Source organism: Megalodesulfovibrio paquesii (assembly GCF_054653055.1).
Map to the genome: position 1 here is coordinate 401,079 of NZ_BAAIGQ010000008.1, position 23,975 is coordinate 425,053.

Sequence of the window (23,975 nt, forward strand, 5' to 3'; positions counted from 1 at the left end):
GATGTTACGCGCCGGGCAGCAGCAGGACTTCGATTTTCTGCCCGGCGGCCGTGGCTGCCTGCATGGAAATGGCCACCTTGACGCCGGTGTCATGGGTCAGCGCCCGACCGTCGGCCCCGGCCTTGAGGGCCACGCCGGCGGCAATGGCCCCGCCGGCCTCGACAATGCCGGTGCCCAGGGCGTCGCAGGGGAACAGCTCCCCGGTGGCTGCGTCGGACCGGGCCACACCCAGGGCCGCCGCGCCGGCTGCGGCCACCTGTGCCCCGGTGGCGGTGACAAAACGATGCGCCGTCACCGCGCCCGAAGCCGTGAGGGGCAGGGTCAAAATGGGTCTGGATTGCATGGGGGTTCCTCGCTTACCGGCCCTGAACGGCAGCCAGGGCGGTCAGATAGTCGGTGTTGGGGTGGGCGCGCTGGTAGGCCAGGGCCTTGGCATGCAGGGCCGCGCCGGCAGGATCCACGGTGTAGCCGGTGGGCGCGGCAAAGCTGACGTGCTCGGGGGGCTGCCCGTCGCCCGTCCGATCTGGGGCCACCTCGCCGTAGACGATGGATTCCGGCAGGCCCTCCAGGGCCTCAGCCAGGGCCTTGTGCAGGGGTTGGGCCGCGCTGCCTTCGCCAAACTGGATGACGGGAGCGGGTTGAGCAGGCAGAGCGAGTTCCCCGGCTTGCGCCGTGTTCTCCGCACCGGGCAGGGCCAGGGCCGTGAGGGCCGCGGCCATCACCGGGGCCAGGGCCGGCGGCAGCTTGCCCTTGGCGGCCAGGCCTTCGCAAAAGGCCACGTGCTTGTCATGGGCCGCCGCGCGATCGCGGGCCGCCGCCTCCGCCCGCAGCCGGGCGTTTTCGGCCTGCAGCTTCTTCAGTTCGTCCATGGTATTGTCCTTTTGGGTATCCTTGGGGGTGGTGTCTTCTTGGGGGTTGGATTCGGAAAACTGCACGCCGTCCAACTCCACCAGCACTAGGCCTTCGGTGTCCGCGTCACCCTGGGCAAAATTCGCGGACGGCAGGCCCTTGATGGCCGGCGGCTGCGCCCCCAGGACGCCCAGATGGCGCAGGGAGTAGACGCCGGGCACGGGGTTGGATTTGGCGGCGGGAGGGTAAAAACTGGCGCTGATCTTTTTGAACCGGCCCGCCCGCACGGCCTCGGCAAACTCCGGGGCCACCTGGTCCAGGGTGGCCACCAGCTCCAGGCCGGAAGGAGAGGGTCGGACCGTCAGGCCCTGTACCCAGCCGTAGGCCGGGGCGTCCGTGGCCGGGTGCCCGATGACCAGGGGGGCTTCGTGCTTCGCGGGGTCATAGGCCGCGGCCGTGGCGGTCAGGTCGGCGTCGGAAAAATGCAGTTCCTGGCCGTCCATGGCCACATGGGTGCCGGAGCGAAAGATGATCAGGGTGCGGGGCGGGGCCTGGTGCGGGGCCTGGTGCGAGCTCGCCGCGGGGTCGGTGTGGGGCCTGGGATGCATGGGCGTCGTCCTCCATGGCCAGGACGCTACCAAAGGCGGCTGCGCGCCGCAGGATGGCATGACTTCCTGGCGGGTGGCCCGTGTCGGAGGATGCTATGCAGGAGGGTTGCGGCTCTCCTCTTTTTGCGGGGGAGAGAATGCGCGTGCGACTCCGGCCCGCACCCCGCGTTAAAACCGCGTTAGAGGGCCGTTAGAATCTTCGCGAATTTCAAAACCGGGTCATTGGCCGCCCTGGCTGCTAAAATGGCGCTCAGGGCAAATATGGGCCTCGTTGCGGTTCCCTCCTTGCCAACGCCAGCCCCATCATTATATAGAGTACAGCAGTTGATGGGCGGCCATCATGAACCCCGCCGGGGCGGGGCAGGTATTAGGGATGCCGTCCGCGCCAGGTCCCCGGGCACTGGCGCTATTTTTTTGCCGGCGGCCAGGCGTCCTGCCGATAGATCAGCAGGCCTTGCCGCCGGGCCTCCATGGCTTCAAGAATCGCCTCCCCCTCGCCCCCCACGGCTGGCGCAAATACCGTCGACCCGGTCCACTGCCGGTGGTTGAACAGTGAGAACGCCGCAAAGCCGCCGATGTCGCCCCGCTCATCTTGATAAAGCCGTAGAAAGTGCAGGGCCTCCATGCCCCGTCCGGTCACTTCCACCGGGGCCTGCCAGACCTCGAAAGGATCCAGAATGGTCCGTGCCAGCAGTTTCATGTATGGGGCGCGGTCACGTTTCAACGTCTTGAGCCTGAAGGGCTCCTTGCGCTTGTCCAGCAGCGCATTTTTGGTGATGACCAGCGGAAGGGAGGTGCCGGGGATGTTCAGCACCTTGGCGTCGTGCAACCCAAGGCCGAATTCGGCCATAAAGGCGCGGGCGTAGAATTCCGCCGGCTGGCCCGTGGGCAGCAGGTCCTGGGGCGAGACGGCATGCACGTAGCGCGCCGGGATGTCCGCCAGGGGCAGGCCGCACGCCTGCTGCGCCAGGAGGCTGGACTTTTCCGCAAAGTTCGCCCCCCGCAGGTTCGGGCAGACCATGGCCGTGGGCCGCAGGCGCACATCGGCCTCGTCAATGGGCTCCGGCGCAAGCCCGCTCCAGGCCTCCTTGCCCGGATTGCCGACAAAGCCCGCGTCGGGCCGCAGGGGCCGGGCTGGCATGGGGCCATGCTCGACTATGAGAGCGGGCGGCTCAATCAAATCATCCTTGAGGTATTCTTCCACGGCCAGGCCGCGGGCGCGGACGTCCTCGGCAGAGAGAGTCTTGACCTTGCAGCGGCAGCGGAAACCGTTGGGAGGATACCAGGTGTCCCAAAAGGGCGAGTCGTGGCGATAGACCTTGCCATGCAGCGCCCGGTGCGTCGGGCGGGTGCGGCTGTCGTTGACGGCACTGTACTGCCAGTAGGGCCGTTCCTCGGCCACCTCGGCCATCTGCCTGTACCGCCCGACATTGTAGGCCGTCTGCAAATTCGTCCGGAAGATGTTGTCCATGCGCCAGGCCTTTTCGCCAATCCAGCCGCTTTCTTCCCACACGTTGGCCAGGGACTTCTTGAACTGCTCCAGGGTGATGCCGTCGCGGATCGCGGCCTCCATGCCCTGGTGGACCTGCTGCAGCATGTCCGCCCGGGCCAGGCCGCTGACGGTAAAGGCCCGCACCCGCTGGGCCTCGGCCAGGCGATAGAACTCTGTCGGGGAGAGCTGGATCTTCTGTTGCCAGAAGTCCAGAGCTTCTTGCATGGGCAGGGCTGGGGGCAAGGGCGAGGGGGGCGAGGGGGAAGCGGCAGGGACCTTGTTTGATGTCTCAGGCATCGTCCCCGCCTCCTTCCCCCTGGCTTTCCACCTGCTCCCGCCGGACCTGGTCCCGCCCATGCAGCTCCGCAGCCACGCCGGCCCGGTGCAGGGCATCCGCCAGGGCGGCCTGGCCGGGGCTTTCGCCGTCCATGGCCGCGGCCAGCAGGATGCGCAGATCCTCAAAGGACGTGGCCCGCGCAATCACGGCGTCAATCTCCCCGGCCAGGCTGGCGGCGGCGGCAACCCCCTCGGGCAGGACGCCGGCAATCAGCCCTTCCAACGCCTGCTGGTCTGGCGTAAAACGGCGGGCATTGGGAGCCTGTTCGGCAAAGGCCGGCGGCTCCTTCGCTTCCTCTTTCGCCTGCGCTTCGGGCGTGCCTTCCGGCGGCTCTTCCGACGTGTCTTCCGCCTGGCCCTCTTCCCGTGGCCCCGCTTCCGGCCCTGCCGCCGGCTGCTGCTTCTCCACGGCCTCCCAGTCCCCGCCATAGGTGTCCTGAATGTGCTTGAGCGTCGGCCTGGCCACGCCCATGCTGGTAATCTGCACCTCGCGCTTGACCTGGGCGTCCAGGTCTTCATCCTCAAAGACACGCCAGACGCGAGGCACGGCCGCGCCGGGGTAGTTCCATTCCGTCAACCACCGGGCCGGGCCGTCCACAAAGCTGCTGCACAGCAAATCCGCATCAGCCTTGATGATGGCGTCGGCCACCCGCTCGCGCTCGCCATCGCCGCCCAGGCTGCCGGGGGTGCCCTTGGCCGTGGCGGTCTGGCCGATGCAGACCAGCAAGATCGCCTCGTTGCAGGCGTTGATAAAGCCCTGATAATCCACGCTGCCGGCTCGGGTGGCCTCCAGCAGCTCCACCAGCATGCCGTCCGGGACAATGATGGCGGAATCGCGTTGGATGGCCGTCAAGGCCTCCAGCAGCCGGCCCTTGTCCACGTCGCTGGATCCTGACGGATACTTGCCCAGGGCCGTGGGCGCGGCGTACTTTTCCAGGTACGTGGCCCAAAAGCGCCAGGCGTTGCGCTTGAGCCAGACGGGCCAGTACAGATAGTGCGCCAGGCCCAGGCCATAGGGCGCGTCGTCATGGTCCGCCCCGGCCCGGAAGACCCAGAACTTGCGCTCGGGCATCAGCTCGCCGGGCATGGCGTCGGCCAGGGTCAGGAGCCGCAGGCGGCCCGCGCCGTCAAAGCCGAAGCGCCGCCGGTTGCGGACTTTCACATCCTCCAGCCGCACAAACCGCCCGTCCCGCGCCCACAGGCATTCCGCCACGCTGAACCCGTAGTAGACCCCGGCCAGCATGGCCAGGGTGATGCGGTCCCACTGCAACGCCTCCAGGGCCTCCTGCAGGAAGTCCGCGGCGGCCTTGTCCTTGGCGCGCGTGCCGCCGGGCTCGATCTTCCAGTCCCGCGCGATGACCCCGTGGGCGCGTTGGGTGATGGCGGTCTTGACGTGATCGTCGCGCAAGACCTCCTCATACAGGCGATAGTCCCCGCCGCCGCGCTCCAGGAGCACGCGGTCATCCACCGGGGCCAGCATGAGGGGCGACAGCCAGCCCCGGACAATGTCCCGCCCGTCACGAGAGGCGGCAATTTCGTTGCGATCAACGCGATCAGGCGCCATAGAAAACCTCATGAGAGGAGACGGGGGGACTGAGTTCCCCCGCGCCCCCTCCGTTTTCCCGGTCCGGGGCGGCCCCGGACCGGAAAATGAACCGGGGGGTCTGGGGGAGCCGTGCTCCCCCAGTAAGCCTTTTCTTCTTCGCCTCGTCCGCCTTCTCCTAGCCCCACCTCGCCTGGCCGTACTCGCCGCTGACGCGCGCCCCGGCGCTCTGGAATTCCAAGGGCGCGGGGGCGCGGGAGCCGGCGGCGTGCAGGGCCAGGGCCAAGGCCCAAAAGCGGTCGGCGTGGCCGTCGGCGGTGCGTTCGGCGGTAAAGCGGATGTTCCCGGCGGCGGTGGTCTGCTTGGTCACGGAACGCAGGTCCGCGCGGATGTGGGGATCATGGGGCAGGCGCAACCGTCGATCCTCCATGGCCCCGCGCACGGGATAGGCCAGGGCCTCCTTGATGTGCGGGGTAAAAGTCACCAGCTCCACCCGATGCTTGCCAAACTGGGCCTGGGCATCGTCGCCCCAGCCGATGCCCAGGCCGGTGTAGTCAAAACAGGTCCGCCGCAGCATCTTGATCCAGGGCCAGAGGATGGCTTCCTGGGCCGGCTTGGGCATGGCGGCCAGGGTGATCACGGCGCGGGTGTAGAGCACGTCGCCCAGGCGCTCCAGGATCCAGAGCACGGTCAGGTCCCGCTTGCGGCCAATATCCAGCCCGCCGTACAGCTCGCCCTGCAGCTCCAGGGGCGGCGCGGCCAGCTCCCAGTGATCCCGTGGACCGTACTCGCAACTGGCGATGAGGTCGTATTCCAGGAAGGCCGCGTCATCGTCTCCGGGCTGGCACATGTATTCCTGGAGGAAGGATTCCTCATCGGCGCAGCCGCTCTTCACGAAGTCAAAGTAGGCGGCTTCATCCATGTCCTGCTGTTCGGCGTCGGGCGGCAGGGCCTGCTGGAGCTTGAAGAGAAAGCCCTGATTGAGGGCGTCTTCCAGGGTCACCCGGTGCAGGCTGATGCCCTTGGGGTTGCCCCGCTCCCGCACCTCCCGGATCAGCTCGTTGAAAAAGTTCTTGCTGCCGCGATGGGTGGAAATGACCTCCAGATTGCCGCCCCAGGTGATGCCGGGGTAGGCGATGGACCACATCATGCGCGGGTCTTTGTGCAGGGCGAACTCATCCAACAAGCGGCCACCGCGCTTGCCGGCCTGGGCGTCGGGATTGCTGGACATGCTGTAGATGCACTTGCCCGAGGCGAAGCGCAGGACGTAGACGGATATCCTCCGGTCCGGGTCAAGGACCTGCTCGCCCAGGTACGTGGCCACCTGGTCAAGGACCTTTGTCCACATCTTGCAGTCTTCCAGGAACAGCCGGGACTGGATTTCATCGCGGGTGCTGACCCACTGATCATGGGCCGCGCCCGCCCTGGCCGTGCGCTCCACCAGCGGGTACGCCGTGCTCCAGGACAGGCCGATCTGCCTGGCCTTTTCCATGAGCTTCAGCCGCGCACGGTCCAGAATCCACTGCTGTTGGTACGGCAGGAACAAGGCCTGAGGGTCCGCCGGCAGGCACTTGGCTTTATACAGACGCGGGCTGCCCAACGGAGGCCCGGACGGCGTGCTGAGGATGACGCCTGGCACCGCAAGAGGACTTGTGGTCATGGCTACTCCGCCATGCGCAGCACGTCGCGGCGGATGGTCCGGATGACGTCGTCGGACACGCCGGCGCGCTTGGCCGAGGCCTCCATGCGCTCGCTGGCCGCCTTGGCTTCGGCTCTGGCCCCTTCCTCCCGCGCCCGGACAATGGCGTCCTGGTCCGCCTTGCGGGCCTTGGCCAGATGGTCCAGGGCCTTGGCCAGGTCATGAGCCTGCCGGGCGTCCAGCTGCAGGCCGCCTGCCTCTCCGCCTTCCGGGTCATCAGGGTCGCCCATTTGCATGAGCATGTCCGAGACGATGGCGTGCATCATCTCGATGTTGGCCCGCGCCGTTTTGTGCTCGTCTTCCTGGCCAAAGTTGCGCACCAGGGCGTCGGCAATCTCCCGGCTGCGGCGGACCCGTTCGACGATGCGGTCAAAATGCTGCTTGTACCGACCCAGGGCGCTGCGGCTGACGGCCTCCACGCCCACGGCGCTGCACAGGCTGCGCAAATGGGCCACAATGGCGTCCAGGGTCTGGCCAGACTCCAGCAGCCGATGCACTTCGTCCCGGACTTCGGGCGGCAGGCGTTTGACGGTGGAGACTCCAGGCATAGAGCCTCCTCTTACAGCCCGGCCCGCGGTCCGGGCCGCTTGACGCCGGGCACCACCGCCCGGCCTTCGGCCACGTCCAGGCCGCGGGTGGTGAGGGTGGCCACCCGCACGGGACCAACTTCCTCCACCGTCACCAGCCCCTGTTCATTGAGCCAGGCGGCATCCGTCTCCACCTGATCCCGGCTGACGCTGTGGCCAAAGGCGTCCAGGGACGTGCGCAGTACGGCCGTGTTCAGCCGGCAGGCCGGGGCCTCGGACAAAAAGCGCAGGATCACCAGGCGGCGATCTTTCGTCAACGTCTCGGCAAAGCTCACTTGGCTCATTTGTCGCCTCGCAGGTGATATTCCATGAGCATGTTCACCGGGCGCTCGATGCGCCGCAGCACTTCGTCCTGACCGTCCAGCTTGGCCAGCACCACCCGATGCGCCCCGCGCATCTCCTCAATGGCCACATGGAGCTGTTGCCACTGCTCTGCCGTGGGCAGATGGTCCAGGTGCTGCTCCACGGCCACCAGGCGCTGCTCCAGGGTGGCGCAGCTCGCCGAATGGTCATCCTTGCGCACAAACTCCTTGCGCAGGCTCCAGATGGCCCAGGCAAAGAGCCCCTGCACGGCCAGGAGCGCCCAGGGCATGGTCTTCGAGAGGATTTCGTCCCAGCTCATGGCCGCTCCGATTCGTAAAGGTCCTGGCATGCTTGGCAGTCCCGGCAGCGACGGCAGCCGGGCATGGCCTGCCGCCGCGCCGCGGAGATGGGTTCGCCGCAATCGCAACACCAGACGGCCCATTCTTCCACCCTCGCCGGTGCGTCGGGGTTGGCCTGGTCATGGAAGGCTCCCCAGCCTCTGATGACTTTGGCCAGGGCCGCCTCCAGAAAGGCGGCCTCTGCCCGTTGCGCCTGATCCGCATCATCCATCGTGCGGACCTTACTTGATGGCCTTGGTGGCCAGCAGCCGCCCGGCGATGGCCAGCGCGCCACCCACCGCCGAGATGGCGCCGTACATGGCGTCCGTCAGCTGGGCCTGATCCTCCGGGGAGAAGGCATAGCCCGCGGCAGCGGCGAGCCCGCCGCCCACGGCCACCAGGCCGCCCCAGAAGGTCTTGGAGGCAAAGAGGGGTTTGACAGTGGTAAAATCAGCCATGGGGATGCTCCTTTTGTGGTCAGTTCAGAGGGAAAGAAATCGTTTGAGCGAGGCCACGCGGTTGCGCCAGCCCCTGAGGAACTTGCCCTGCGAGGGCTTGCGGGCCACGATCTTTTCGTATTCGTCCAGGCGGGCGAGACACACGTCCCAGGCCAGCAAGCGGGTACAGCGTTGCGACGCCGCGGCCAGGGTCTTGGGACCCACCACGCCGTCCACGACGAGATGCCCCTGGCCGGATGCACGCCGATTGACCCCTTCCTGCAGCAGCCGTCCGGCCCGGCCCGCGCCCATGTTGACCACGATGTCGCACAGGACTTCGCGCAGAGGTGTGGGGGTGCTCAGCCACCAGGAGGCCAGCAGTTTTTGATAAAAGGCGGACACCAGGGGCTCAATTTCCGCGCGTGGCGGCTGACCAGGGGCGTGCCGGTCCACCACGGCCCAGCCCTCCCACTGCGGATGGTGCTTGCGGGCGATGCCCCAGCAGGTCTGCCCGCCGGTGTCATCAGGATCGTGATGCACCACGCGGCCTTCGGCCTCCATAAGCCAGTCGAAAAACGCGTCCCATTCCGTCGGCATGCGGCCTCCCGCGTCACACGTGACCGGCCACACAACCACGCCGGACTAGAGACAGCTCTAGTCCGGCGTGGGAGATTCGTCGTGATGGAAGCGCTTCCTGGCGGGATGCGGCGGGGCGGGCGGTGTATGGGGAGGGGTTGGGGGGTGGGATGCCTTGCATGTTGCGCATTGCAGCGCATTGCTGACGTTGACGCCAATGCAGGCTCGTGCTTATGGATAGGCCGAGTACACGGCGGCAAATGCCGGCAGCAAGGGGCACCTATGGGAACCGGGCATTTTCATATTATCTTCGACGGCCCTGCCTTCGAAAACCACGAAATGAACGTGCGCGACCTCGCGCCTGCCCTTCTCGCTGTTTCGGACATCTTCGAAGAAATTAACAGGGTTGCCTTTGAAGGCCGATACAGGGTCGGCGTCAACGTTCGTGCTTCGTTCAAGACAGGCTCATTTTTGACCGAGCTGGCTCTTCGAGCGGCAAGCGTGCTGGAGTTTTTTAAGGACGATGACGCCCAGGCTGTCATCTTAATGCTGCAGACATTTGGGATCACCAGCGCCCCTGGTCTCGTCAAGAGCCTGTTGGCGTTCATCCGTTGGGTGCGACGAAGGAAAATCACCAAGATTGTCGAGCTCGATGCGGACAAAGTCCGCGTGGAAATTCAGGATGAAGCCATAGATGTCGAGCGTGTCGTTGTCGACCTGTACCGCAGTTCAAAATTGCGCAAAGGATTTGAAGACCTGGTGGCCAAGCCACTGCAAAAGGATGGCGTGGACAGCGTCGGCTTTGGCAACGATTCGGCGACGCAGTTTGTTGCCATCTCGCGGGAAGAGGCTGAATGGTTTATTGCCGATGAGCCTGAGGATGAGCCCATGGGCGTGTCCACAAGAAGAGCCCACTTGCAAATTCTCAGCCCCTCTTTCCAGGAAGGCAACAAGTGGCGTTTTAGCGATGGTTCCGTGTCGTTTCATGCAGAAATACGAGACAAAGCATTTTTGGAACGAGTCATGAGCGGGGAAGCGGCCTTTGCCAGGGGCGATATTCTTGACGTGGAAATGACCGAGGCGCAGACCCTGACAGCAAAAGGTCTTTCCACGGAACGCTACGTTGAAAGGGTCTGGGGGCACCGCAACCCTTACCGACAATACCGCCTCCCACTAGAGGAATAAACAAAGGCCCGCCGGAAGCAAGCTCCCGGCGGGCCTTCACTTTTTTGTTCTCCCGCCTATTCCGCCGCAGCCGCCTGGCGCAGGTCTGCGTGCAGGGCCTGGGTGACCAGGGCCAGGCCGGCCAGGGCCTCGGCGGTCAGCTGGATGCCGCCCTGCGGGCCGCGGCCATCCGTCAGGGCCTCGGTGAGGAAGGCCACCACGCAGGCCGCCTTGTCCAACACGTCCGCGGGGTGATCCCCTGACGCGTAGATCATGCCCTGACCTCCCGGGCCTCCAGGACCTCCAGGACCTCCAGGCCTGGCGTCAGGCCCGGCGTCAGACCCAGCGTCATGCCCACCCCGATGGCCCGCGCCGGGTCCAGCGTTGGTGCGGCCGCGCCCTGCGGCGCGTCCGCACCTTCCTCTTCGTCGTCTCCCCCCTCCAATTCCTCCCAGGTCATGCTGAGGTCGCGATAGTCTTCCTCGGACTCTTCGCCCAGTTCCACCTGGAGGTTGCGCTGCACGGTGTCCAGCAGGCGGGTCAAGTCTTCCAGCGGGGCGGCAAAACGCACCGCCACCGTGGCGTCGGGGTCGCCGCCCTCGCGCGCGCCCAGGGCGTTGGCGCAGGCTGGAGAAAGCAGCAGCCGCCGGGTGGTGTCCGCCCAGGCCTCCAGGCTCTCCAGCTGCCGCTCCATCACATCAACCTGATTGATCAGCAGCACACGGGCCACGGGGTCAAGGGGGGCTTGCAGCTTAGACATGGGCCACCTCCCGCGCCGCGCCGGGGCGCGCGGTATCGAGGTGGGCTACTTTTGGGGCCTTGCCGGCGGATTCGTCCACCTTGTCCGCTTTGTCCGCCGGGGCAATCAGCCCCAGGCCGCGGGCCTCGGCCATGACCCTGGTCAGGGTCCGTTCGGCCAGGCCCGTCAAGCGACGGATTTCCCAGCCAACCAACCCCATTCCCGCGTAGCGCATCACGCGCAAGAGCAGCTGCCGCCGTTCGTCGGGCAGGGCCAAGAGCTTCGCCACCTGCGCCTGCCGCTCCGCCTCCAGGGCCTGCCGCGCGGCTTCCGCCCGCTCCAGGCGCTGGGCCAGGGACTCTTTCACGGCCGCTTCAAGGACGTTGAAGGCTTCAATGTACTTCACTTTCCATTGCATGGCCTCCGGCCCGGTAAACCCCATGACCAGCATGGAAAATCCGTCGCGGGTCAGGTCGAACATGGGCAGCGTGCGGCCGTTGGGATCGGTGTAGGTGCTGGACCGAAAATTCGGGCCAGCAAATTCTTTCGGGCAGTTAACGGACAATTCACGGATGGAGTCCAGCACATGGCAGTGCTTCTTGCCGAAGCGCTCGGCAATGCGCAAAGAAGAGACCATGGGCTGGTCGCCATGGAACTCCAGGTCGCGGGTCACATCGAGGGGGATCAGGTCAGACATGGCAATTCTCCTAGTCATTCAGTTGACTCTACAAAAATAGAGCCGGGTGCCTGAAACCGCTAGGAGGCGGCGGACGTATTTCCTCTTGCGAGGTATTGTATTAGTCCACACCCGGCTTCTGTGCTCGGGTCGCCTGCCGTCAGGAAGACGCAGGGCGCAAAAAAACCGCAAGGCTGACGGGTGCGGGTCCGTCCTAGGAGATTTCAGGCTCCGTGCGGAAAGAATGGCACCCGTGAAGGGAAAAGTCAAGAGAGCCACAGGGCACTTCGAATGCGGCATGAAGTACATTGCGCTGCGGCTACAGTTTGTCGGCATCCTCCGCATCTAGCTTGTTATTCTCAAGTCCTCTGAGCTCCACTGAATAGTACTCGACACCAACTACGACTTCAAAATTGTTTCCAGAAATAAGCTGCAATATCATTGTGCGCTTGTTCTCCCATTGATTGAATTCAATACAATGCCCAGCGCTTATGGCAAACCCAAATTGCGAAGGGTCTTTTATGTACAATTCGTTTCTCCATAGTCTCTTCGCCTCATTCGGTTCTCCATATTTTTTAATAAGGCTCTCTTGCAGTGGAAGAAAGAACAAGTAGTAATAGTCATTCTTGTTTGTATATTTTTCCTGTAAGCCATACTTTGTTCTAACGAGCTTGTTGCCAGCAAAAAAATAAAATAATGCTACCTTCTTCCCATTCAATAATGTGGTCAAATAGATCAACGTGTCTTTGCTGTCTTCCACAAGTTTCTCTGTCTCCGACCGCTTGACCTCTTCCTTACTCATTCCCCAGCGGGTTTTTCTGAAGTCGAATTCATCTCCAGCCCAGGCTGTGGAAGTCATCGCCATCACCGTAACGAGTAGCACCAAGAAGAGCTTCATACGTACCTCCTTTTCGCCACTCGATACCAACCATCCGAATTCGGCGCAAGACAGACCTCACGGCGCGAACACGTCTTGCATCTCGGGAAGTCCGAAGGTACTTGCTGGCCATGGAGGTCGCCTGATGGCCGCACGTGTCCTGCTCCTCTTCCTGTTGTTGCTTCCGGCCTCGGCCTGGGGCTGGTCTGGCGTTGTGTCCCGCGTTTCCGACGGTGACACCTTCCGCGTGCGTCTGGACAACGCCACCGTCGTCAAGGTCCGGCTGTACGGGATAGACTGCCCCGAAAAAGAACAACCTGGCGGCCAAAATGCGACCGAGTTCACCCGCGCAAAAGTGTTCGGACAGCGGGTGGAGGCCGAGACCGTCAGCGTGGACAGGTACGGCCGCCTGGTTTCCCTGGTCCAGAGCAGCGGGGAAAACCTCAACAGGCAGCTGGTCATCGCCGGGCACGCCTGGGTCTCTACGAAATACTGCCACCGGGCTCTCTGCCGCCAGTTCATCGTCGATGAGGCTGCCGCCAAAGCCTCCGGCCGCGGCCTTTGGGCAGACCCCAACCCCCTCCCGCCGTGGGAATGGCGCAAGCACCACTAGCGCGTGAAGAGGCCGGGGCAACCCGGCTTTTTTAACGCGGGGCATCGGCAGGGGCCTCGGCAGCGATCTTTTTGACATACCGGAACGGGCCAAGGACAAAGTGCAACTCCACTGTCGGCTCCCCATCCTCCACCGTCCGCACCGTGGAGGCGCGTAGGGATTCAAGCATCCCGTACATCCCTGCAGACACACCCAGAACAACCCCCAGGGCAAAGACAAGGGCGAGCGACACAACGGCAACGAGGCCGGGCAACAGCAGCGATTTCACTCCCGCACCTCCACTTTTTCCACCGGAAACAGCGCCACGCGCATCGGCCCGCCCGTGGCCACCAGCACATGCTGCCGGCCCCCCTGATCCTGCAGGGGGGCGGAACGGACAATGCCCATCTCGGCCCGTGGCACGCCGGCCAGCTCGTAGTATACGGTCACGCGGTCGCCAGGGGCGAAGGCGGCCGGCGGGGCTTCCTCTTCCGGTTCCGGCAGGATCCAGGTGCCGAAGACCAGCCCACGCAATGTTGCCACCACCCCGTCTGCAGCATGGTAAAAGGGCTGGCCCTTGAGGGATACGAAGCGCCCATTCACCCGCAGGCGGTAGTCGCCGGCGTGCCCAAAAAGCGCGCCGTCAAAAATTTCAATTTTCACACTTTCTTTGCCCTGTTTTCTGAGCAACAGGGTCGCCATGGGCTTGCGTTTTTCGCCCATCATCCCTCCAACCGCTTGAATAGAAACACCTTCCCTCCGACCTCCATTCATCTACAACCTTTAAATAAAAGTCTTTGGAAGGGGGTTCGGGGAACCCTTTCTCCAGAAAGGTTTTCCCCCGACTCCGTGCTTTAAAAAAGCCGTAATTGCTGCGGCTGGCCGGCGGCGGCGCGCTGTTCGGCGGCCAGGTGGCGGATCCAGCGTTGGGACACGCCCAGGCGCTCGGCGATCTCCCGGTGCGGCAGGCCCTGGGCCAGCAGCTCCAGGATCTGGCCCTTCATGGCCTCGGGCCGGCGCAGGTTGGGCAGGCTGATGTGCCAGCCGCCGGCATAGGCGGCCAGGGTGTGCAGGGCCGGCATGCCGAGGATGGGCGCAAAGGGATGCGAGGGCTTGGGCGTGTGCGGCAGGTAGGTCAGCAGCCCGCCCAGGGCCTGGCACAGGGCCTCGGCCTTGTCCTTGCCCACCACGGCCTGCAGCTCCGGATACGACAACCACCGCTCGCTCACGCCTGCATCCCCACCGCGTCAGTTGGGCCATAGGGCTCCGTGGGCGCGTCCTCGCGGGCTTGCTGCTTGCCCAGGGCCGTGGTGATGGCATGCAGCTGAGCGGCGTCGCACCAAATGAGCTTCTCCACGCCATACATGCGCTTGGCCAGGCCGTCGGCATAGGCCGGCACGGGGCGGTTAAGGCTGTAGCACTGCGCCCAGATGCGCTTGCAGAGCTTCTCGATGCCTGCCCGCGGGGCCGGCCGCTTCTTCTTGGGCACCCAACCCAGGGACTCGAAATGCCGAATCAGCTCTTGCAGCTGCGCCACGGAGAGCCGGTCGGAGCTGGCCACGCCAAAGCGGGCCTGCAGGATGTCCCGGTAGGCTTCGTCGGGCATGTTCAGATCCTTGATGGCAATGTGGATCTTGGCGGACAGGGCCTGCCGGCCGGAAGCCTTCTTCTGGGGCGCCTTCTTCTTTTCGGCGGCCGGGGCGGCCTTTTTTTGGGGGGGCATACTAGACCTCCTTGAGCACCAGCACTTGCTGGCCCTTGACCAGGCCGGCGACGGGCGGAAACTGGCACAGCCAGTCGCAACCAGGGCAACACTGCAGGCCGTGAAACACCTGCACACACCAGACGCCCGGCTGGGCGCATTTCTTGTAGCCACGCGGTTTCACGAACACGGGCACCGGCCCGCTCTGCACCAGCAGCAGCGTGCACTCACTGGGCCGGGGCGGATTCAAGGCGGGGTTGGTCTTGGGCTTTTTGGCCATGTCACACCTCCTCGCGCACCAGTTCGATGGACGTATTGTGTTTGATGTAGTGGCGGCGTAGCGATGTAACGCTGTTCCAGCACGGCAGATAAAAGACCATCTTCTTGTCAAAACTGGCGGGCTTCCCGAGCGCTTTTGAGAGTTTTCGCCATTCCGCTTGTTCTTTTTTGGAGTAGAGCGAGCGTTCAGAGCGCCGCAGGAATCGTGTTGACACATCGCATTCTTTGGACATCCATTCGCCGCGCATCCAGCCATCAACATACACACAGATGCCGCACTGCATTTTTTTAACAGGCTCGACGCGCAGCCCCACAAGGTATCCATCGCATCGCAGAGTCACGTGCCCATACGGGATGGACAACGTCCTCTCTACATAGTTCCAATCATCTGGCGTCATGTTGCATCCTTTGGCTGCTCATCAGACCCAGGCCACCACGCCTGGGTGACGGGAGGAATCCTCCCGTTTCGCAAGGGTTAACTCGGCATCGGCGGATCAAGGCCGGGATCGGTGAGCCACAGGATGAGGTCCAGCACAGCCCCCGCGCCGGGCGTGCCGTCTTCAAAGGCCTCGACCCAGGCGTTTTCCAATGTGGCCAGCTCCTCAGGGGTGCGGATGATGGGATCAGGCATTGACCGCCCCCTTCAGCGTGCTCGACGGGTTGAAGCCCACGGCCTTGTGAGCCGCGATTTCCAGCGCCTCGCCGGTCTGGGGGTTGCGGCCCATGCGGGCGGCGCGTTCGCGCACTTCCAGCTTGCCGATGCCCGGCAGGGGCACGTCCTCGCCCTTGCCCAGGGCCTCCTTGGCTACTTTGGCCAGGGCGTCCAGCACTTGGTCGATGGCGGTTTTGGTGAGATCTCCTGTGGCCAGGGCAATGGCGTCGATCAGTTCCGCTTTGGTCATGATGGTCTGTCCTTTTGGTTGGTTAAAGGGCGCTCATGTCGAGCGCGATGGGTTTGTATGCGCCGTCGGACTGGCGCTCGTAGACACGCAGCAGGGTCTTGGCCCCCACCACGCGCAGGGCGTCGCCGATGGCCTGCATGGCCTGCTGCCAGCGCGGATCCTCAATCTTGATGCGCCGCAGGGCCAGGATGCGCCCGGTGTCCAGCTTGCCCTGGCTGTCAGTCCGGAAGGTGTCCTGGATCAGGAGCTTCAGTTCATCACGGCTGCCTTCCGCCCACTCCGCCAGGCACTCGTCAATGAGCGCCCGCGCGGCCTCCAGCTCCTCGCCGAGGGCAATGTGCTCGCTGCGCTGCCGGTCCACGCGATACCGGCCGTCAAAGGTGTAGAGCTTGACGTTGCCCTTGCGCCCGCCGCGCTTGACGCCGTATTTTTCGTCCAGCAGTTCCAGATAGGTTTCGATGTCCGCCAGGGTTTCGCCGCGGAACTCTTCCATGTCCGCGCGCAGGGCCTTGGCCCGGCCCAGGACGCCTTTCACCAGCTCGTCAGCCAGCCGATGTTCGTCCTTGACCATGCCCACCGGCACCATGCGGCCTTTCGCGTCTTCCATGTAGCCCTCGGGAATTTTGGGTTCCCCGTAAGCCGTCGCTTCCTCACTCATGCCGTCACCTCCTCTTCCGTTTCCAGACTCACCGACGCTTCCCGGTCGCCCAGGGCCTTGACCAGCCGGATCAGCTCTTCCACAATGCCGTCGATTTCCCGATGCACGCCCGCATCCCGCGTCCCGTCCTTCAACCGGCTGACGCGGAAGCCCAGCCGGAGCAGCTCACGCGCGGGGTTCATGGGCCACTCCCGGCACCACCAACAACAGCGGTTTCCGTTCCAGAGCTTGAGCCTGATCCGCGGCGGCCAGCAGGTTCTGCCGCACCACCCGGATCAGGGCCGCATGTTCATCCGGGACGTCATGCATCAGCGCCCCCAGGGCAATCGCACAATTCCGAATCTGTTCACTTGCAGTCGCCATTGTCGTTTCTCCGTTAGGCAGCAGGTTTCTTATTGGTTTGTAACGGGTTGTGCGGGCAGCCTTGGCAGGCCCGCCACCAGCGCAACGCGCCGGGGCTGCCCGTGGGCATGGCGCCGGCCCGTTGGCCGCATTCCTGCGGGCTCACCGGCACCCCCGCGTGCGGGCAATGCACGCGGGTGAAGGTTTCCAGCACCTTGGCGGCCATGCGCGCCGGGTCCGCCGTGTACTTGCCATGGACCAGCAGGCTCACCGCCGTGCGGCTCACGCCCATGGCCGCGGCCACGGCCTGGCAACTGCCGGCGGCCACCTCGCGTCTGAGGATGGCCAGCCAGTCTAGTTCCGGGGCAGCGGCCATACGTCCCCCGTGTTCGGGTCGGTCACGGTGCGGGTCTTGCTGTTGTAGGCCGGGGCCTCGGGGCCGGTGTTGCGGTCGGCAGGCAGCAGCCAGCCGGAGCGCATGGGCACCAGATAGCCCGCGGCCTCCAAGGCCCTGCAATACCGCCGCAACTGCTTCTCCGCGTCCTTCTCCGTGCCATCGGCCACCAACATCAGCAGGTCATCCAGGCTGCACTTGCCCTTGAGGCGCAGCGCCCGCCAGGCCTTGGCCCGCAAGGTCTGGGCGTGCCGGCTTTGGGCCTGGCCAGGCCGGGGGCCGCTCGTGATCTCCAGGCCGGCGTCAATCCACGCCCGGCCCTTGGCCGTCAGTTCGTGCAGCCCCTCCAAAGAGGTGACCAGGCCCCGCTCCCGCAACGTGCGCAAGGCCCGCCGCACGCTGTTGGCGGCATAGCCAACGGCGGCATGCACCTCCGCCGTGGTGGCGCATCCTGCTACACCGGGCACGCTGGCCAGATGCTGCAACACAGCCTGACAGCACTGCCCGCTCATGCCGCGGCCCCTGCCTTGCCCGTCTGCCCCGCTCTCACCGTCCGGGGCCTGCGCATCTGCCAGTCATAGGAGAGGGCCACGCCGCGGAAGTGCTCCACGTCCGCCGTCTCCAGGCCGGATTCCCTGGCCACCCGCTCCACCGTGGCGATGATATTCAGCACCTCGCGCATGCGGCCGTTGGAGAGCCGGTGCACTTCGGCGCACAGGGCCTCGGTCATGGGCACTTCGGACAGCAACCCGCAGGCGTAGGCCACGTCGGCCAGGGTCGCCGGCTGGAACTCCACGGCCTGGGCGATGCGGGAGTGGATTTGTCCATGCCTAGCCACCATCTTCTGGATTTTCTCCATGCCGATGAGCACCACGATGATTTCGGCGTAGTCCGAGATATCCCGGACCTTTTCCAGCACCTGGGCCTGCCGGGCCAACGTGAATTCGGCCTCGTCGATAACGAGGGGCTGCTGGGAGCGGGCCAGATGGTCCAGCAGGCGGCCAAAGAGCTGCTGACTGCTGCCGCCTGTGTCCACGGTGCGCAGGGTGGCGGCCAGGTCTTTCAGGAAATAACGCGGCGTCCAGTCCACCTTGGCCCGCAGGAAGATCGCGCCCGTGTCCACGGCCCAGCGATCCGCGGTGTGGCTCTTGCCCAGGCCGGGCAGGCCGTGGAGCAGTAACATGCCGGCCTCGGCCGCCCCGCGCTGCTCCACCGCGCGCACCGCCGCCACAAAGCGGCTGTAATTCTCTGTTTTGACAAACTGTTTTTTCATCACATCTCCTCAAGCCACGTTGCAGTTCACCCGAAAAAAGTCTTTGGAAAGGGGGTTCGGGGGAAGAACCTTTCTTCCAGAAAGGTTTTCCCCCGATTCCTACCCCGCCTTCCGCTGCGTCGCGTCCTGCGGCGCATAGGCAATCCCTTCAAAGGCATAGCGATCCGCCAAATCAGCATACTCCGGCGTGGTGGCATAGCGGGCCAGCCAGGCCTCGTCAGCCTCGGTGCACTGGTCCCGATGCTCCATCAGCCAGCGGTAATGATGCAGTGAGTTGAGGAACAACGGACGCTTGGCGGCTTCTGCAGGCGAATTGGCCGAGGGCAACGGCGTCACGTCGATGGCCGGCACTTCCCGCCCGGCCACCAGCACGTCGGAGAGCATGGCCGGGCCGTCCCCCTCGGGCTGGGCGATCACCGCGCCGGGCGCAATGGCCTGGGCCTTGACTTCCAGCCGCTTGAGCTGGCCCTTGCGGCGCTTCTCCGCCGCGGCCTCGCGCATGGACCGGGGCAGGTACGGCGTGGTGTTGCCGTCCAGCTCCGCTTCGCAGATCTTCACGCCCTCCAGGCTCCAGATGTAGACCTTGGAGGCGTCGAACACGTCGTAGCGGACCTCCACGACTTCGCCGTGCAACTCCTCAAGGCTTTTGGAAAAATACTTGCCGTCATGGAAGGTGATCCAGCCGCGGCTGACCTTGCGGGTCTCTGAGGGCATGAACAGCTCCTCGCGCAGGGCGGCGTCCACCGTGCAGGGTTTCCAACCCTGGTCCACAAAGGTCTGGCGGTATTCCCGAGGCGAGAGCCGGCGGCGCTTGCCCGTCGCCTCGTCGGTGATCTTGGGCAAGGCTCGGTGCGGCGTGGCGTTGTACAGCTCGATGCGCGCCAGCAGCTGCCCGGCGAACTCCCGCAGGGTGGGCAGGATGTTCTGGCCATTCTTCAGGCCCTTGCGGGAAAGCTTGTAGACCTTCTTGGCCGCGTCCCGGTCCATGTCCGCATGGGTGCAGGAAATGAATTTTTTCACCACGTTGCAGGCCGTCTTCACGGCCCGCTCCATCAGCCCCTTGCCTTGCGGCCGGCAGCGGATGGAATGGGTCAGCGTGCTGCCCAGGCGGTCCATCATGCCCAGGCCTTCGGCGGTCCAGAGCGCGTTCTGGTAGCCAGGGCCGTTGTCAGCATAGACGATGGCCGGGATGCCCAGATACAGGCAGGCCATGCGCAGGGCGTCCAGGGTGGCCGCGGCGCTTTCGGCCAGGGCGATGGACAGGCCCACGCATTCCCGCGTGGCCACGTCCACCACAAAGGTCACCTCGGGCTTGAAGGGCCGGCCCGTGTCCGGGTGCAGCACTTCCACGTCCATGGCGGTGCCGTCCATGGTGTAAATTTCGGTGGGCGAAAGGTCCGAGGTGTCCCGCCGCACATAGGGCATCAGGGACAGCCAGGCGTTGCCCGTGCGCCGCCCCTCCTCGCGGGCTAAGACGGTCAATTTGTTCAGAAACCGCCGCACGGCATGAATGGATGGCGCGCCCGGATTGGGCGCATGGGGCGGCCCAAAGGCGTTGGTGTAGGCGTCCACTACACTGGGCTTCTGCGGATCGCGCCAGCAGGCCAGAAATGCCTCGGCCCAGGGCGGCACGGAAAGGTCTTTTTCCACCCGCGCCGGGGCCAGGGCGCGTTCCCCGGCCAGGGCAAATTGGGACTGCCAGCGCTGCAAGGTCCGGCGGGAAAGCCCGCGCCCGGCACCGCCGCGGTCATTGGCCACGTCCACCAGCCGCGCCAGATGCGCCGGCAAGGTGCCGTCCTTGCTCTGGGCCACCAGACTGTCCAAGGCCTCGCCCTTGCCCATGCCGTCGTCCACCCGCCGCGCAAGCTCCCGCACAAACCCCAGCCGGGCCACCATCACCTTGCGCTGGGCATGCGTTAACGCCGACGTCGGCCCGGCCTGAGTAACGGGCAGCCCCGTAGGGGCAGGCACCGCAGGAACCGCTGAACCCGCCACCACCGGGACCGTCCCCGCACCCTGCGAACCCGCCCCGGCCTGAGAGGCCTTCTTCAGCTCCCAGGCCATGATGGCGTCCCGCACATCCTGGGGCAGGGACACAGGTGGGAACACCTTCCCTTTTCCTTGCCGCACAGCACCCCAAGATTCTTTACGGGAGCGCTTGTCTATGGCTTGGCGTGTGATGCCGAATGCCTCGGCTATTTGTGCGGTGCTGTAGCCCATAGCTGTATGCCCGGCATCAGGCGGCAAGGCCGCATTGCTCGTATTTTGTCCCGCGAAAGCACTTACGAGGGCAGCCAAGTCTCAACAGATGTTCGATGACTCGCCGTGAATCACTTCGCCCCCATATGACGGCGCTCACCATCTGCGGTGTGACCCCTAGTTCCGCCGCAATGGCACCCCGATTGACATTATGGCGCACCATCCAGGCCTTGACCTGCCGGGCGTTGTCAGGGGCCATCAGCCCGTCTGCGCGAGCAGTGTCGATGTTCATACGCCTAGCCTCTCTTGCAGCTCGCGCCGGCGCGCAGCGCGTTTCTTATCTTCGGCGACCAAGCGGCCATACTCGGCCAGCGTCAGGGTCTCCTTGTCCGCCAATGATTGGCCAGTTCCTTCCAGCACTGCTGCGATGACGCCATAGTCCTGGGTAATCTGACAAAAGGCGGTGACCAACTCCAATGGGAAACGCCATTCGCGTTTGGCCTCACTGCACCAGTTGTGCAGGTGATGGACGCTGACAGCTTCGCCCGTCAGCCTGGTAAGCTCTGCGGCCACCTCTTCGCGAGAAAGGGCACACCCTGCGAGGGCCTCTGTCAGCGCCTCCCGCACAGCGTCCTTTCGAAGCAACGTCCCGGCACGAAAGCCTTTTGTCCCCGGTGCAGCCAAAGGGAGTAATAGTTGCTTAGGAGCGTTGTCTGGGAGAAGCCGCTTTTTTGCCATTGAAAACAACAACTTTTGCGGATAAGTTGCGAAAGGAGGGTTGCCCGTGCAACCCGACAACTTACGATTAACGCCATCGGCGTTACATTGTCAATGTCTATGTTGTTTTTTTGTCACCAAAATTGTTGAAGGCCGTTCCCCATGGATGACCGAAGAGGTGGAATCAATCCTGCCGCCGGCGCAGGCGCTAGCCCCACGCCAGATTTTGAGGGGGTTTTGTCACGCCTAAAACAAGTCTTTTCTGTAAAGACAGATACGGATTTGGCATTGGAGTTGAACCTGCGGCAAGGCTCCATCAGCGCGGCAAAACATAAACGCAGCATTCCCCCCGCCTGGATAACGACAGTAGCGTTAAGCAAGGGAGTGTCAGCGGATTGGTTGTTAACCGGGGAAGGGGCAATGCGGCGCGATCAACCCAGTGAGGGGGCGAGCCTGAAAAGAAATGCTGATCATCCACAAAGGCGCGCGGAAGACCATGACGAGCAGATAGACGCGTTTGATATGGGTGACGTATTGGCCCAAACAATAGACATACTCAATTCAAGAACGGTTTACACAACCGCAATCGTAAGTAATATCAAGGCGTTTCACAAGGCCATCGTCACTGAAAGGAAACTGGATTCAATGCAGGACCAGCTTGATAAAGCCTTGGGGGCGATCCAGCTCAAGTTGGACAATTTGGAGCGCGAGAACAATCAAATCCGTGAAGAAAACAAGATGATTCAAGCGGAAAATCGCCAGCTCCGTCTCGGCCTTGAGCACCACCGCGCTGGGGATGCCTTCGAGGACACGGGATAATCTGACCCGAACCGACTTGCGACGTTTCCGGGCTAGACGAGTGCAGAGGGAAGGGAATGTCGTGCTTGCGGCCCATTGCTGGTGGGAGGAAGTGAGCGCTGGGAACGCAGGTCGGGTGTCGAGGAGGCCGCGGGTGGGGGAGAGTGGCATTGCCGCCGTCCCTTGTTGAATCAATAACGGGGCGTGCGCCCCGTTATGTGTTTATGTCGGAAAAGGCTTCCCTGTAGAAATGTGTGGGTATTAGATATTTGTAGACTTCATCTAAACCTGCTCATTGAAGGCGGACTTGGTTGCGCAACCTCCATTCATGATCCCGCTCAGATCGATGTATAATTCTAGTTATTTCAGTAAAATGTATCTTTGAGCAACTGTGGCGCATGGTTGCTCAACCGGTTGCGCAAAGTTGAGCAACCGCCGGGCGGTGCAACCTGCGTATCTGGCCTTAATCAAATAATAATGGCACGCTCGTCTGTATGTCCGAGTTGTGCCAAATCCCCCGCTAATCCATTTTCTTGCGCCAAATCCCCCGCAAAAGTCCGCCTCCGCCACCCCGCCCAAAACACCCCACAACCCCGCCAAATCCCAACCACATCCCGCAAAGTCCCCCCAAATCCCACCATGTCTGCAGGGCAGCGGCTGCTTTTATCAGGCAGTGAGGCGGGATATGGTGGGATTTGAGGGGATATAGTGGGAAGGAAACCGCGCTGTTAGGAGCGTCCTGGCGGGTCTGAAGGCCGCTGGGGCGCTTTTATCAGTTTTGGGGGTTTGCGGCCTGCTGGCCAGGTCTTGCCGCGTCTGCTTTTATCACCGGCCTTCACGTAACCTTTTGGTACAGTTCGCTTTCAGCATCGGGGCCGTTGCGCGGTTGATTGGCTGACCGCGCAACTTTGCGCAACAACTTCACCGAAATAAAATCATTCAATATCAAAGTAATACGATTGTTTTACTAATCTATTGCGCGCTCGGACTACGCAACCTTAGCCTATGTCTAAAAAACTCACCAAGTGCAGACCGTGTTACTAACTTGCTAGTATGTGTCACTAGGCAACGCGGCACCACCAAATAATTTTACCAATAATTTTGAAGTGCACATTCTCATCGGCGGGGTTTATCTCAAGGGCTTCATAGCGATGATTCTCGCTGCGAAGAACGATTAACCCAGGGCGCTTGTCTAGGCGTTTTACTAGAATTTCATCATCTATTGCAACAGCATAAATCTTACCTGCAATGATTTCAGTTTTGCTCTCATCTATCAACACGGTATCGCCATCTTCCAGAACTGGCGACATGCTATCCCCTGCAACATCCATTAAGACCATTCTTGATGGGTTTCCCATGCGCATTATCCACCGCTCTTGGAATGCGTGGTAGCCATCAAGTTCTGAATCTGTTTCTAGACTGCCGTTCCCAGCTGACAATCTCGCCTTTACTTTTTTAACATAGACAAAAGACTCGGACTGGCTTTGTTGATTTTCGATTTGGCATTGCGCATGTTGACCGCCAAAGAGAAGCCAATCTGCAGAGCAACCTAAGGCTTTAATCATTTTCATCAAGATGTCTCCTTTAGGAAGACGCCCCGATTCATAGTTTTCTATGCTTGTTCTGCTTGTGTCTAGCTTGCTTGCCAAGTCCTCGCGGGACATTCCGCGGAGCTCCCGCATGTACCTCAACCGCGCGCCGAATTCGTCAACTTGCAGATCTGTCTTGCCCATATTTCCAGTCCACAACGGTATGTTTTTGAAAAAAAATTAGAGATTCACCAAAAAAATCTTGCTTTGCAAAATTTTTTTGGTAAATACTTTTGCAGGTCGCCATGTAGACCTTGCCCCCAGCCTGGATACCACCTGTCCAGGCAGGAAACAACGCCCGGAAAA

The 23,975-nt window shown here is 63.1% G+C and carries 35 protein-coding genes and 1 other RNA gene; 3 read left to right on the forward strand and 33 right to left on the reverse strand.

Features of this window, described 5'->3' with window-relative positions; translation table 11 throughout:
- Positions 1–4: 4 nt before the first annotated feature.
- The 11 genes from ACYQ00_RS20130 to ACYQ00_RS20180 form a co-directional block, all read right to left on the reverse strand.
- Positions 5–343 carry a capsid cement protein gene (locus ACYQ00_RS20130; RefSeq protein WP_460033852.1) on the reverse strand — a complete coding sequence of 113 codons (339 nt, stop codon included), beginning with the start codon at positions 341–343 and terminating at the stop codon, positions 5–7.
- Between the two features lie 13 nt (positions 344–356).
- Positions 357–1,457 carry a hypothetical protein gene (locus tag ACYQ00_RS20135; protein ID WP_460033853.1) on the reverse strand — a complete coding sequence of 367 codons (1,101 nt, stop codon included), beginning with the start codon at positions 1,455–1,457 and terminating at the stop codon, positions 357–359.
- A 406-nt stretch (positions 1,458–1,863) separates the two neighbouring features.
- On the reverse strand, positions 1,864–3,246 hold the full coding sequence (locus ACYQ00_RS20140; RefSeq protein ID WP_460033854.1) for a phage minor head protein: 1,383 nt from the start codon (positions 3,244–3,246) through the stop codon (positions 1,864–1,866).
- Entirely contained in the window at positions 3,239–4,849 is a 1,611-nt protein-coding gene (locus ACYQ00_RS20145; RefSeq protein WP_460033855.1) for a DUF935 domain-containing protein, read from the reverse strand. Before ACYQ00_RS20145 ends, ACYQ00_RS20140 begins: the two co-directional genes overlap by 8 nt.
- A 157-nt stretch (positions 4,850–5,006) precedes the next feature.
- Complete coding sequence (locus tag ACYQ00_RS20150) at positions 5,007–6,488, reverse strand: phage terminase large subunit family protein (RefSeq protein WP_460033856.1); 1,482 nt, start codon at positions 6,486–6,488, stop codon at positions 5,007–5,009.
- Between the two features lie 2 nt (positions 6,489–6,490).
- Positions 6,491–7,075 (reverse strand): DUF3486 family protein, encoded by a 585-nt coding sequence (locus ACYQ00_RS20155; RefSeq protein ID WP_460033857.1) that lies wholly within the window; start codon positions 7,073–7,075, stop codon positions 6,491–6,493.
- An 11-nt stretch (positions 7,076–7,086) separates the two neighbouring features.
- Entirely contained in the window at positions 7,087–7,398 is a 312-nt protein-coding gene (locus ACYQ00_RS20160; protein ID WP_460033858.1) for a VpaChn25_0724 family phage protein, read from the reverse strand.
- The gene (locus ACYQ00_RS20165) at positions 7,395–7,736 is read right to left on the reverse strand and encodes a DUF2730 family protein (RefSeq protein ID WP_460033859.1); all 342 of its coding nucleotides are present in this window, start codon (positions 7,734–7,736) and stop codon (positions 7,395–7,397) included. The genes ACYQ00_RS20160 and ACYQ00_RS20165 overlap by 4 nt, the downstream gene beginning before the upstream one ends.
- A complete protein-coding gene (locus ACYQ00_RS20170; protein ID WP_460033860.1) occupies positions 7,733–7,987 on the reverse strand; it encodes a TraR/DksA C4-type zinc finger protein in 255 nt (84 codons plus the stop codon). The genes ACYQ00_RS20165 and ACYQ00_RS20170 overlap by 4 nt, the downstream gene beginning before the upstream one ends.
- Positions 7,988–7,997: 10 nt before the next feature.
- Positions 7,998–8,213, reverse strand: a complete 216-nt coding sequence (locus tag ACYQ00_RS20175; RefSeq protein ID WP_460033861.1) for a hypothetical protein — start codon at positions 8,211–8,213, stop codon at positions 7,998–8,000.
- A 24-nt stretch (positions 8,214–8,237) separates the two neighbouring features.
- Positions 8,238–8,789 (reverse strand): glycoside hydrolase family 108 protein, encoded by a 552-nt coding sequence (locus ACYQ00_RS20180; RefSeq protein ID WP_460033862.1) that lies wholly within the window; start codon positions 8,787–8,789, stop codon positions 8,238–8,240.
- A 261-nt stretch (positions 8,790–9,050) separates the two neighbouring features.
- Between ACYQ00_RS20180 and ACYQ00_RS20185 the strand changes: the two genes are divergently transcribed.
- The gene (locus ACYQ00_RS20185; protein ID WP_460033863.1) at positions 9,051–9,953 is read left to right on the forward strand and encodes an LAPAL motif-containing putative phage structural protein; all 903 of its coding nucleotides are present in this window, start codon (positions 9,051–9,053) and stop codon (positions 9,951–9,953) included.
- A gap of 56 nt (positions 9,954–10,009) precedes the next feature.
- On the opposite strand, the gene ACYQ00_RS20190 is transcribed toward ACYQ00_RS20185, so the two are convergent.
- The 4 genes from ACYQ00_RS20190 to ACYQ00_RS20205 all read right to left on the reverse strand — a co-directional run bounded on the left by ACYQ00_RS20190 (position 10,010) and on the right by ACYQ00_RS20205 (position 12,245).
- Positions 10,010–10,207 carry a hypothetical protein gene (locus tag ACYQ00_RS20190; protein WP_460033864.1) on the reverse strand — a complete coding sequence of 66 codons (198 nt, stop codon included), beginning with the start codon at positions 10,205–10,207 and terminating at the stop codon, positions 10,010–10,012.
- Positions 10,204–10,692, reverse strand: coding sequence for a hypothetical protein (locus ACYQ00_RS20195; RefSeq protein ID WP_460033865.1), 489 nt, complete (start codon positions 10,690–10,692; stop codon positions 10,204–10,206). Before ACYQ00_RS20195 ends, ACYQ00_RS20190 begins: the two co-directional genes overlap by 4 nt.
- Positions 10,685–11,368 carry a Rha family transcriptional regulator gene (locus ACYQ00_RS20200; RefSeq protein WP_460033866.1) on the reverse strand — a complete coding sequence of 228 codons (684 nt, stop codon included), beginning with the start codon at positions 11,366–11,368 and terminating at the stop codon, positions 10,685–10,687. The genes ACYQ00_RS20195 and ACYQ00_RS20200 overlap by 8 nt, the downstream gene beginning before the upstream one ends.
- Before the next feature lie 298 nt (positions 11,369–11,666).
- On the reverse strand, positions 11,667–12,245 hold the full coding sequence (locus tag ACYQ00_RS20205) for a hypothetical protein (protein ID WP_460033867.1): 579 nt from the start codon (positions 12,243–12,245) through the stop codon (positions 11,667–11,669).
- 124 nt (positions 12,246–12,369) lie between these two features.
- Between ACYQ00_RS20205 and ACYQ00_RS20210 the strand changes: the two genes are divergently transcribed.
- Positions 12,370–12,837: a thermonuclease family protein gene (locus ACYQ00_RS20210; protein WP_460033868.1), complete on the forward strand. Its 468-nt coding sequence runs from the start codon at positions 12,370–12,372 to the stop codon at positions 12,835–12,837.
- 31 nt (positions 12,838–12,868) lie between these two features.
- Here ACYQ00_RS20210 and ACYQ00_RS20215 read toward each other — a convergent pair whose 3' ends face one another.
- The 17 genes from ACYQ00_RS20215 to ACYQ00_RS20295 all read right to left on the reverse strand — a co-directional run bounded on the left by ACYQ00_RS20215 (position 12,869) and on the right by ACYQ00_RS20295 (position 21,192).
- Entirely contained in the window at positions 12,869–13,006 is a 138-nt protein-coding gene (locus tag ACYQ00_RS20215) for a hypothetical protein (protein ID WP_460030190.1), read from the reverse strand.
- A gap of 95 nt (positions 13,007–13,101) precedes the next feature.
- Positions 13,102–13,542 carry a hypothetical protein gene (locus ACYQ00_RS20220; RefSeq protein ID WP_460033869.1) on the reverse strand — a complete coding sequence of 147 codons (441 nt, stop codon included), beginning with the start codon at positions 13,540–13,542 and terminating at the stop codon, positions 13,102–13,104.
- Positions 13,543–13,670: 128 nt separating this feature from the next.
- Positions 13,671–14,045 (reverse strand): helix-turn-helix domain-containing protein, encoded by a 375-nt coding sequence (locus ACYQ00_RS20225; protein WP_460033870.1) that lies wholly within the window; start codon positions 14,043–14,045, stop codon positions 13,671–13,673.
- Entirely contained in the window at positions 14,042–14,539 is a 498-nt protein-coding gene (locus ACYQ00_RS20230) for a phage protein GemA/Gp16 family protein (RefSeq protein WP_460033871.1), read from the reverse strand. The genes ACYQ00_RS20225 and ACYQ00_RS20230 overlap by 4 nt, the downstream gene beginning before the upstream one ends.
- A 1-nt stretch (position 14,540) precedes the next feature.
- A complete protein-coding gene (locus ACYQ00_RS20235; RefSeq protein WP_460033872.1) occupies positions 14,541–14,798 on the reverse strand; it encodes a hypothetical protein in 258 nt (85 codons plus the stop codon).
- A 1-nt stretch (position 14,799) separates the two neighbouring features.
- Positions 14,800–15,195, reverse strand: coding sequence for a hypothetical protein (locus ACYQ00_RS20240; protein ID WP_460033873.1), 396 nt, complete (start codon positions 15,193–15,195; stop codon positions 14,800–14,802).
- A gap of 8 nt (positions 15,196–15,203) precedes the next feature.
- Positions 15,204–15,269: hammerhead ribozyme type II (locus ACYQ00_RS20245), an RNA gene on the reverse strand.
- A gap of 3 nt (positions 15,270–15,272) precedes the next feature.
- The gene (locus tag ACYQ00_RS20250; RefSeq protein ID WP_460033874.1) at positions 15,273–15,428 is read right to left on the reverse strand and encodes a hypothetical protein; all 156 of its coding nucleotides are present in this window, start codon (positions 15,426–15,428) and stop codon (positions 15,273–15,275) included.
- Positions 15,421–15,699, reverse strand: coding sequence for an HU family DNA-binding protein (locus ACYQ00_RS20255; protein WP_460033875.1), 279 nt, complete (start codon positions 15,697–15,699; stop codon positions 15,421–15,423). The genes ACYQ00_RS20250 and ACYQ00_RS20255 overlap by 8 nt, the downstream gene beginning before the upstream one ends.
- A 22-nt stretch (positions 15,700–15,721) precedes the next feature.
- Positions 15,722–16,357: a DUF3164 family protein gene (locus ACYQ00_RS20260; protein ID WP_460033876.1), complete on the reverse strand. Its 636-nt coding sequence runs from the start codon at positions 16,355–16,357 to the stop codon at positions 15,722–15,724.
- Complete coding sequence (locus ACYQ00_RS20265; protein ID WP_460033877.1) at positions 16,354–16,539, reverse strand: hypothetical protein; 186 nt, start codon at positions 16,537–16,539, stop codon at positions 16,354–16,356. Before ACYQ00_RS20265 ends, ACYQ00_RS20260 begins: the two co-directional genes overlap by 4 nt.
- The gene (locus tag ACYQ00_RS20270) at positions 16,523–16,720 is read right to left on the reverse strand and encodes a hypothetical protein (RefSeq protein WP_460033878.1); all 198 of its coding nucleotides are present in this window, start codon (positions 16,718–16,720) and stop codon (positions 16,523–16,525) included. The genes ACYQ00_RS20265 and ACYQ00_RS20270 overlap by 17 nt, the downstream gene beginning before the upstream one ends.
- A gap of 13 nt (positions 16,721–16,733) precedes the next feature.
- Positions 16,734–17,075 (reverse strand): LacI family transcriptional regulator, encoded by a 342-nt coding sequence (locus ACYQ00_RS20275; RefSeq protein ID WP_460033879.1) that lies wholly within the window; start codon positions 17,073–17,075, stop codon positions 16,734–16,736.
- On the reverse strand, positions 17,054–17,605 hold the full coding sequence (locus tag ACYQ00_RS20280; RefSeq protein ID WP_460033880.1) for a helix-turn-helix domain-containing protein: 552 nt from the start codon (positions 17,603–17,605) through the stop codon (positions 17,054–17,056). The genes ACYQ00_RS20275 and ACYQ00_RS20280 overlap by 22 nt, the downstream gene beginning before the upstream one ends.
- The gene (locus tag ACYQ00_RS20285) at positions 17,602–18,366 is read right to left on the reverse strand and encodes an AAA family ATPase (RefSeq protein WP_460033881.1); all 765 of its coding nucleotides are present in this window, start codon (positions 18,364–18,366) and stop codon (positions 17,602–17,604) included. Before ACYQ00_RS20285 ends, ACYQ00_RS20280 begins: the two co-directional genes overlap by 4 nt.
- A 99-nt stretch (positions 18,367–18,465) precedes the next feature.
- Positions 18,466–20,475 (reverse strand): transposase, encoded by a 2,010-nt coding sequence (locus ACYQ00_RS20290; RefSeq protein ID WP_460033882.1) that lies wholly within the window; start codon positions 20,473–20,475, stop codon positions 18,466–18,468.
- A 378-nt stretch (positions 20,476–20,853) separates the two neighbouring features.
- A complete protein-coding gene (locus ACYQ00_RS20295; protein WP_460033883.1) occupies positions 20,854–21,192 on the reverse strand; it encodes a hypothetical protein in 339 nt (112 codons plus the stop codon).
- A gap of 252 nt (positions 21,193–21,444) precedes the next feature.
- On the opposite strand from ACYQ00_RS20295, the gene ACYQ00_RS20300 reads away from it, so the two are divergent.
- Positions 21,445–22,101 carry a helix-turn-helix domain-containing protein gene (locus tag ACYQ00_RS20300; RefSeq protein WP_460033884.1) on the forward strand — a complete coding sequence of 219 codons (657 nt, stop codon included), beginning with the start codon at positions 21,445–21,447 and terminating at the stop codon, positions 22,099–22,101.
- A gap of 1,040 nt (positions 22,102–23,141) precedes the next feature.
- On the opposite strand, the gene ACYQ00_RS20305 is transcribed toward ACYQ00_RS20300, so the two are convergent.
- A complete protein-coding gene (locus ACYQ00_RS20305; protein WP_460033885.1) occupies positions 23,142–23,813 on the reverse strand; it encodes an XRE family transcriptional regulator in 672 nt (223 codons plus the stop codon).
- Positions 23,814–23,975 lie beyond the last annotated feature (162 nt).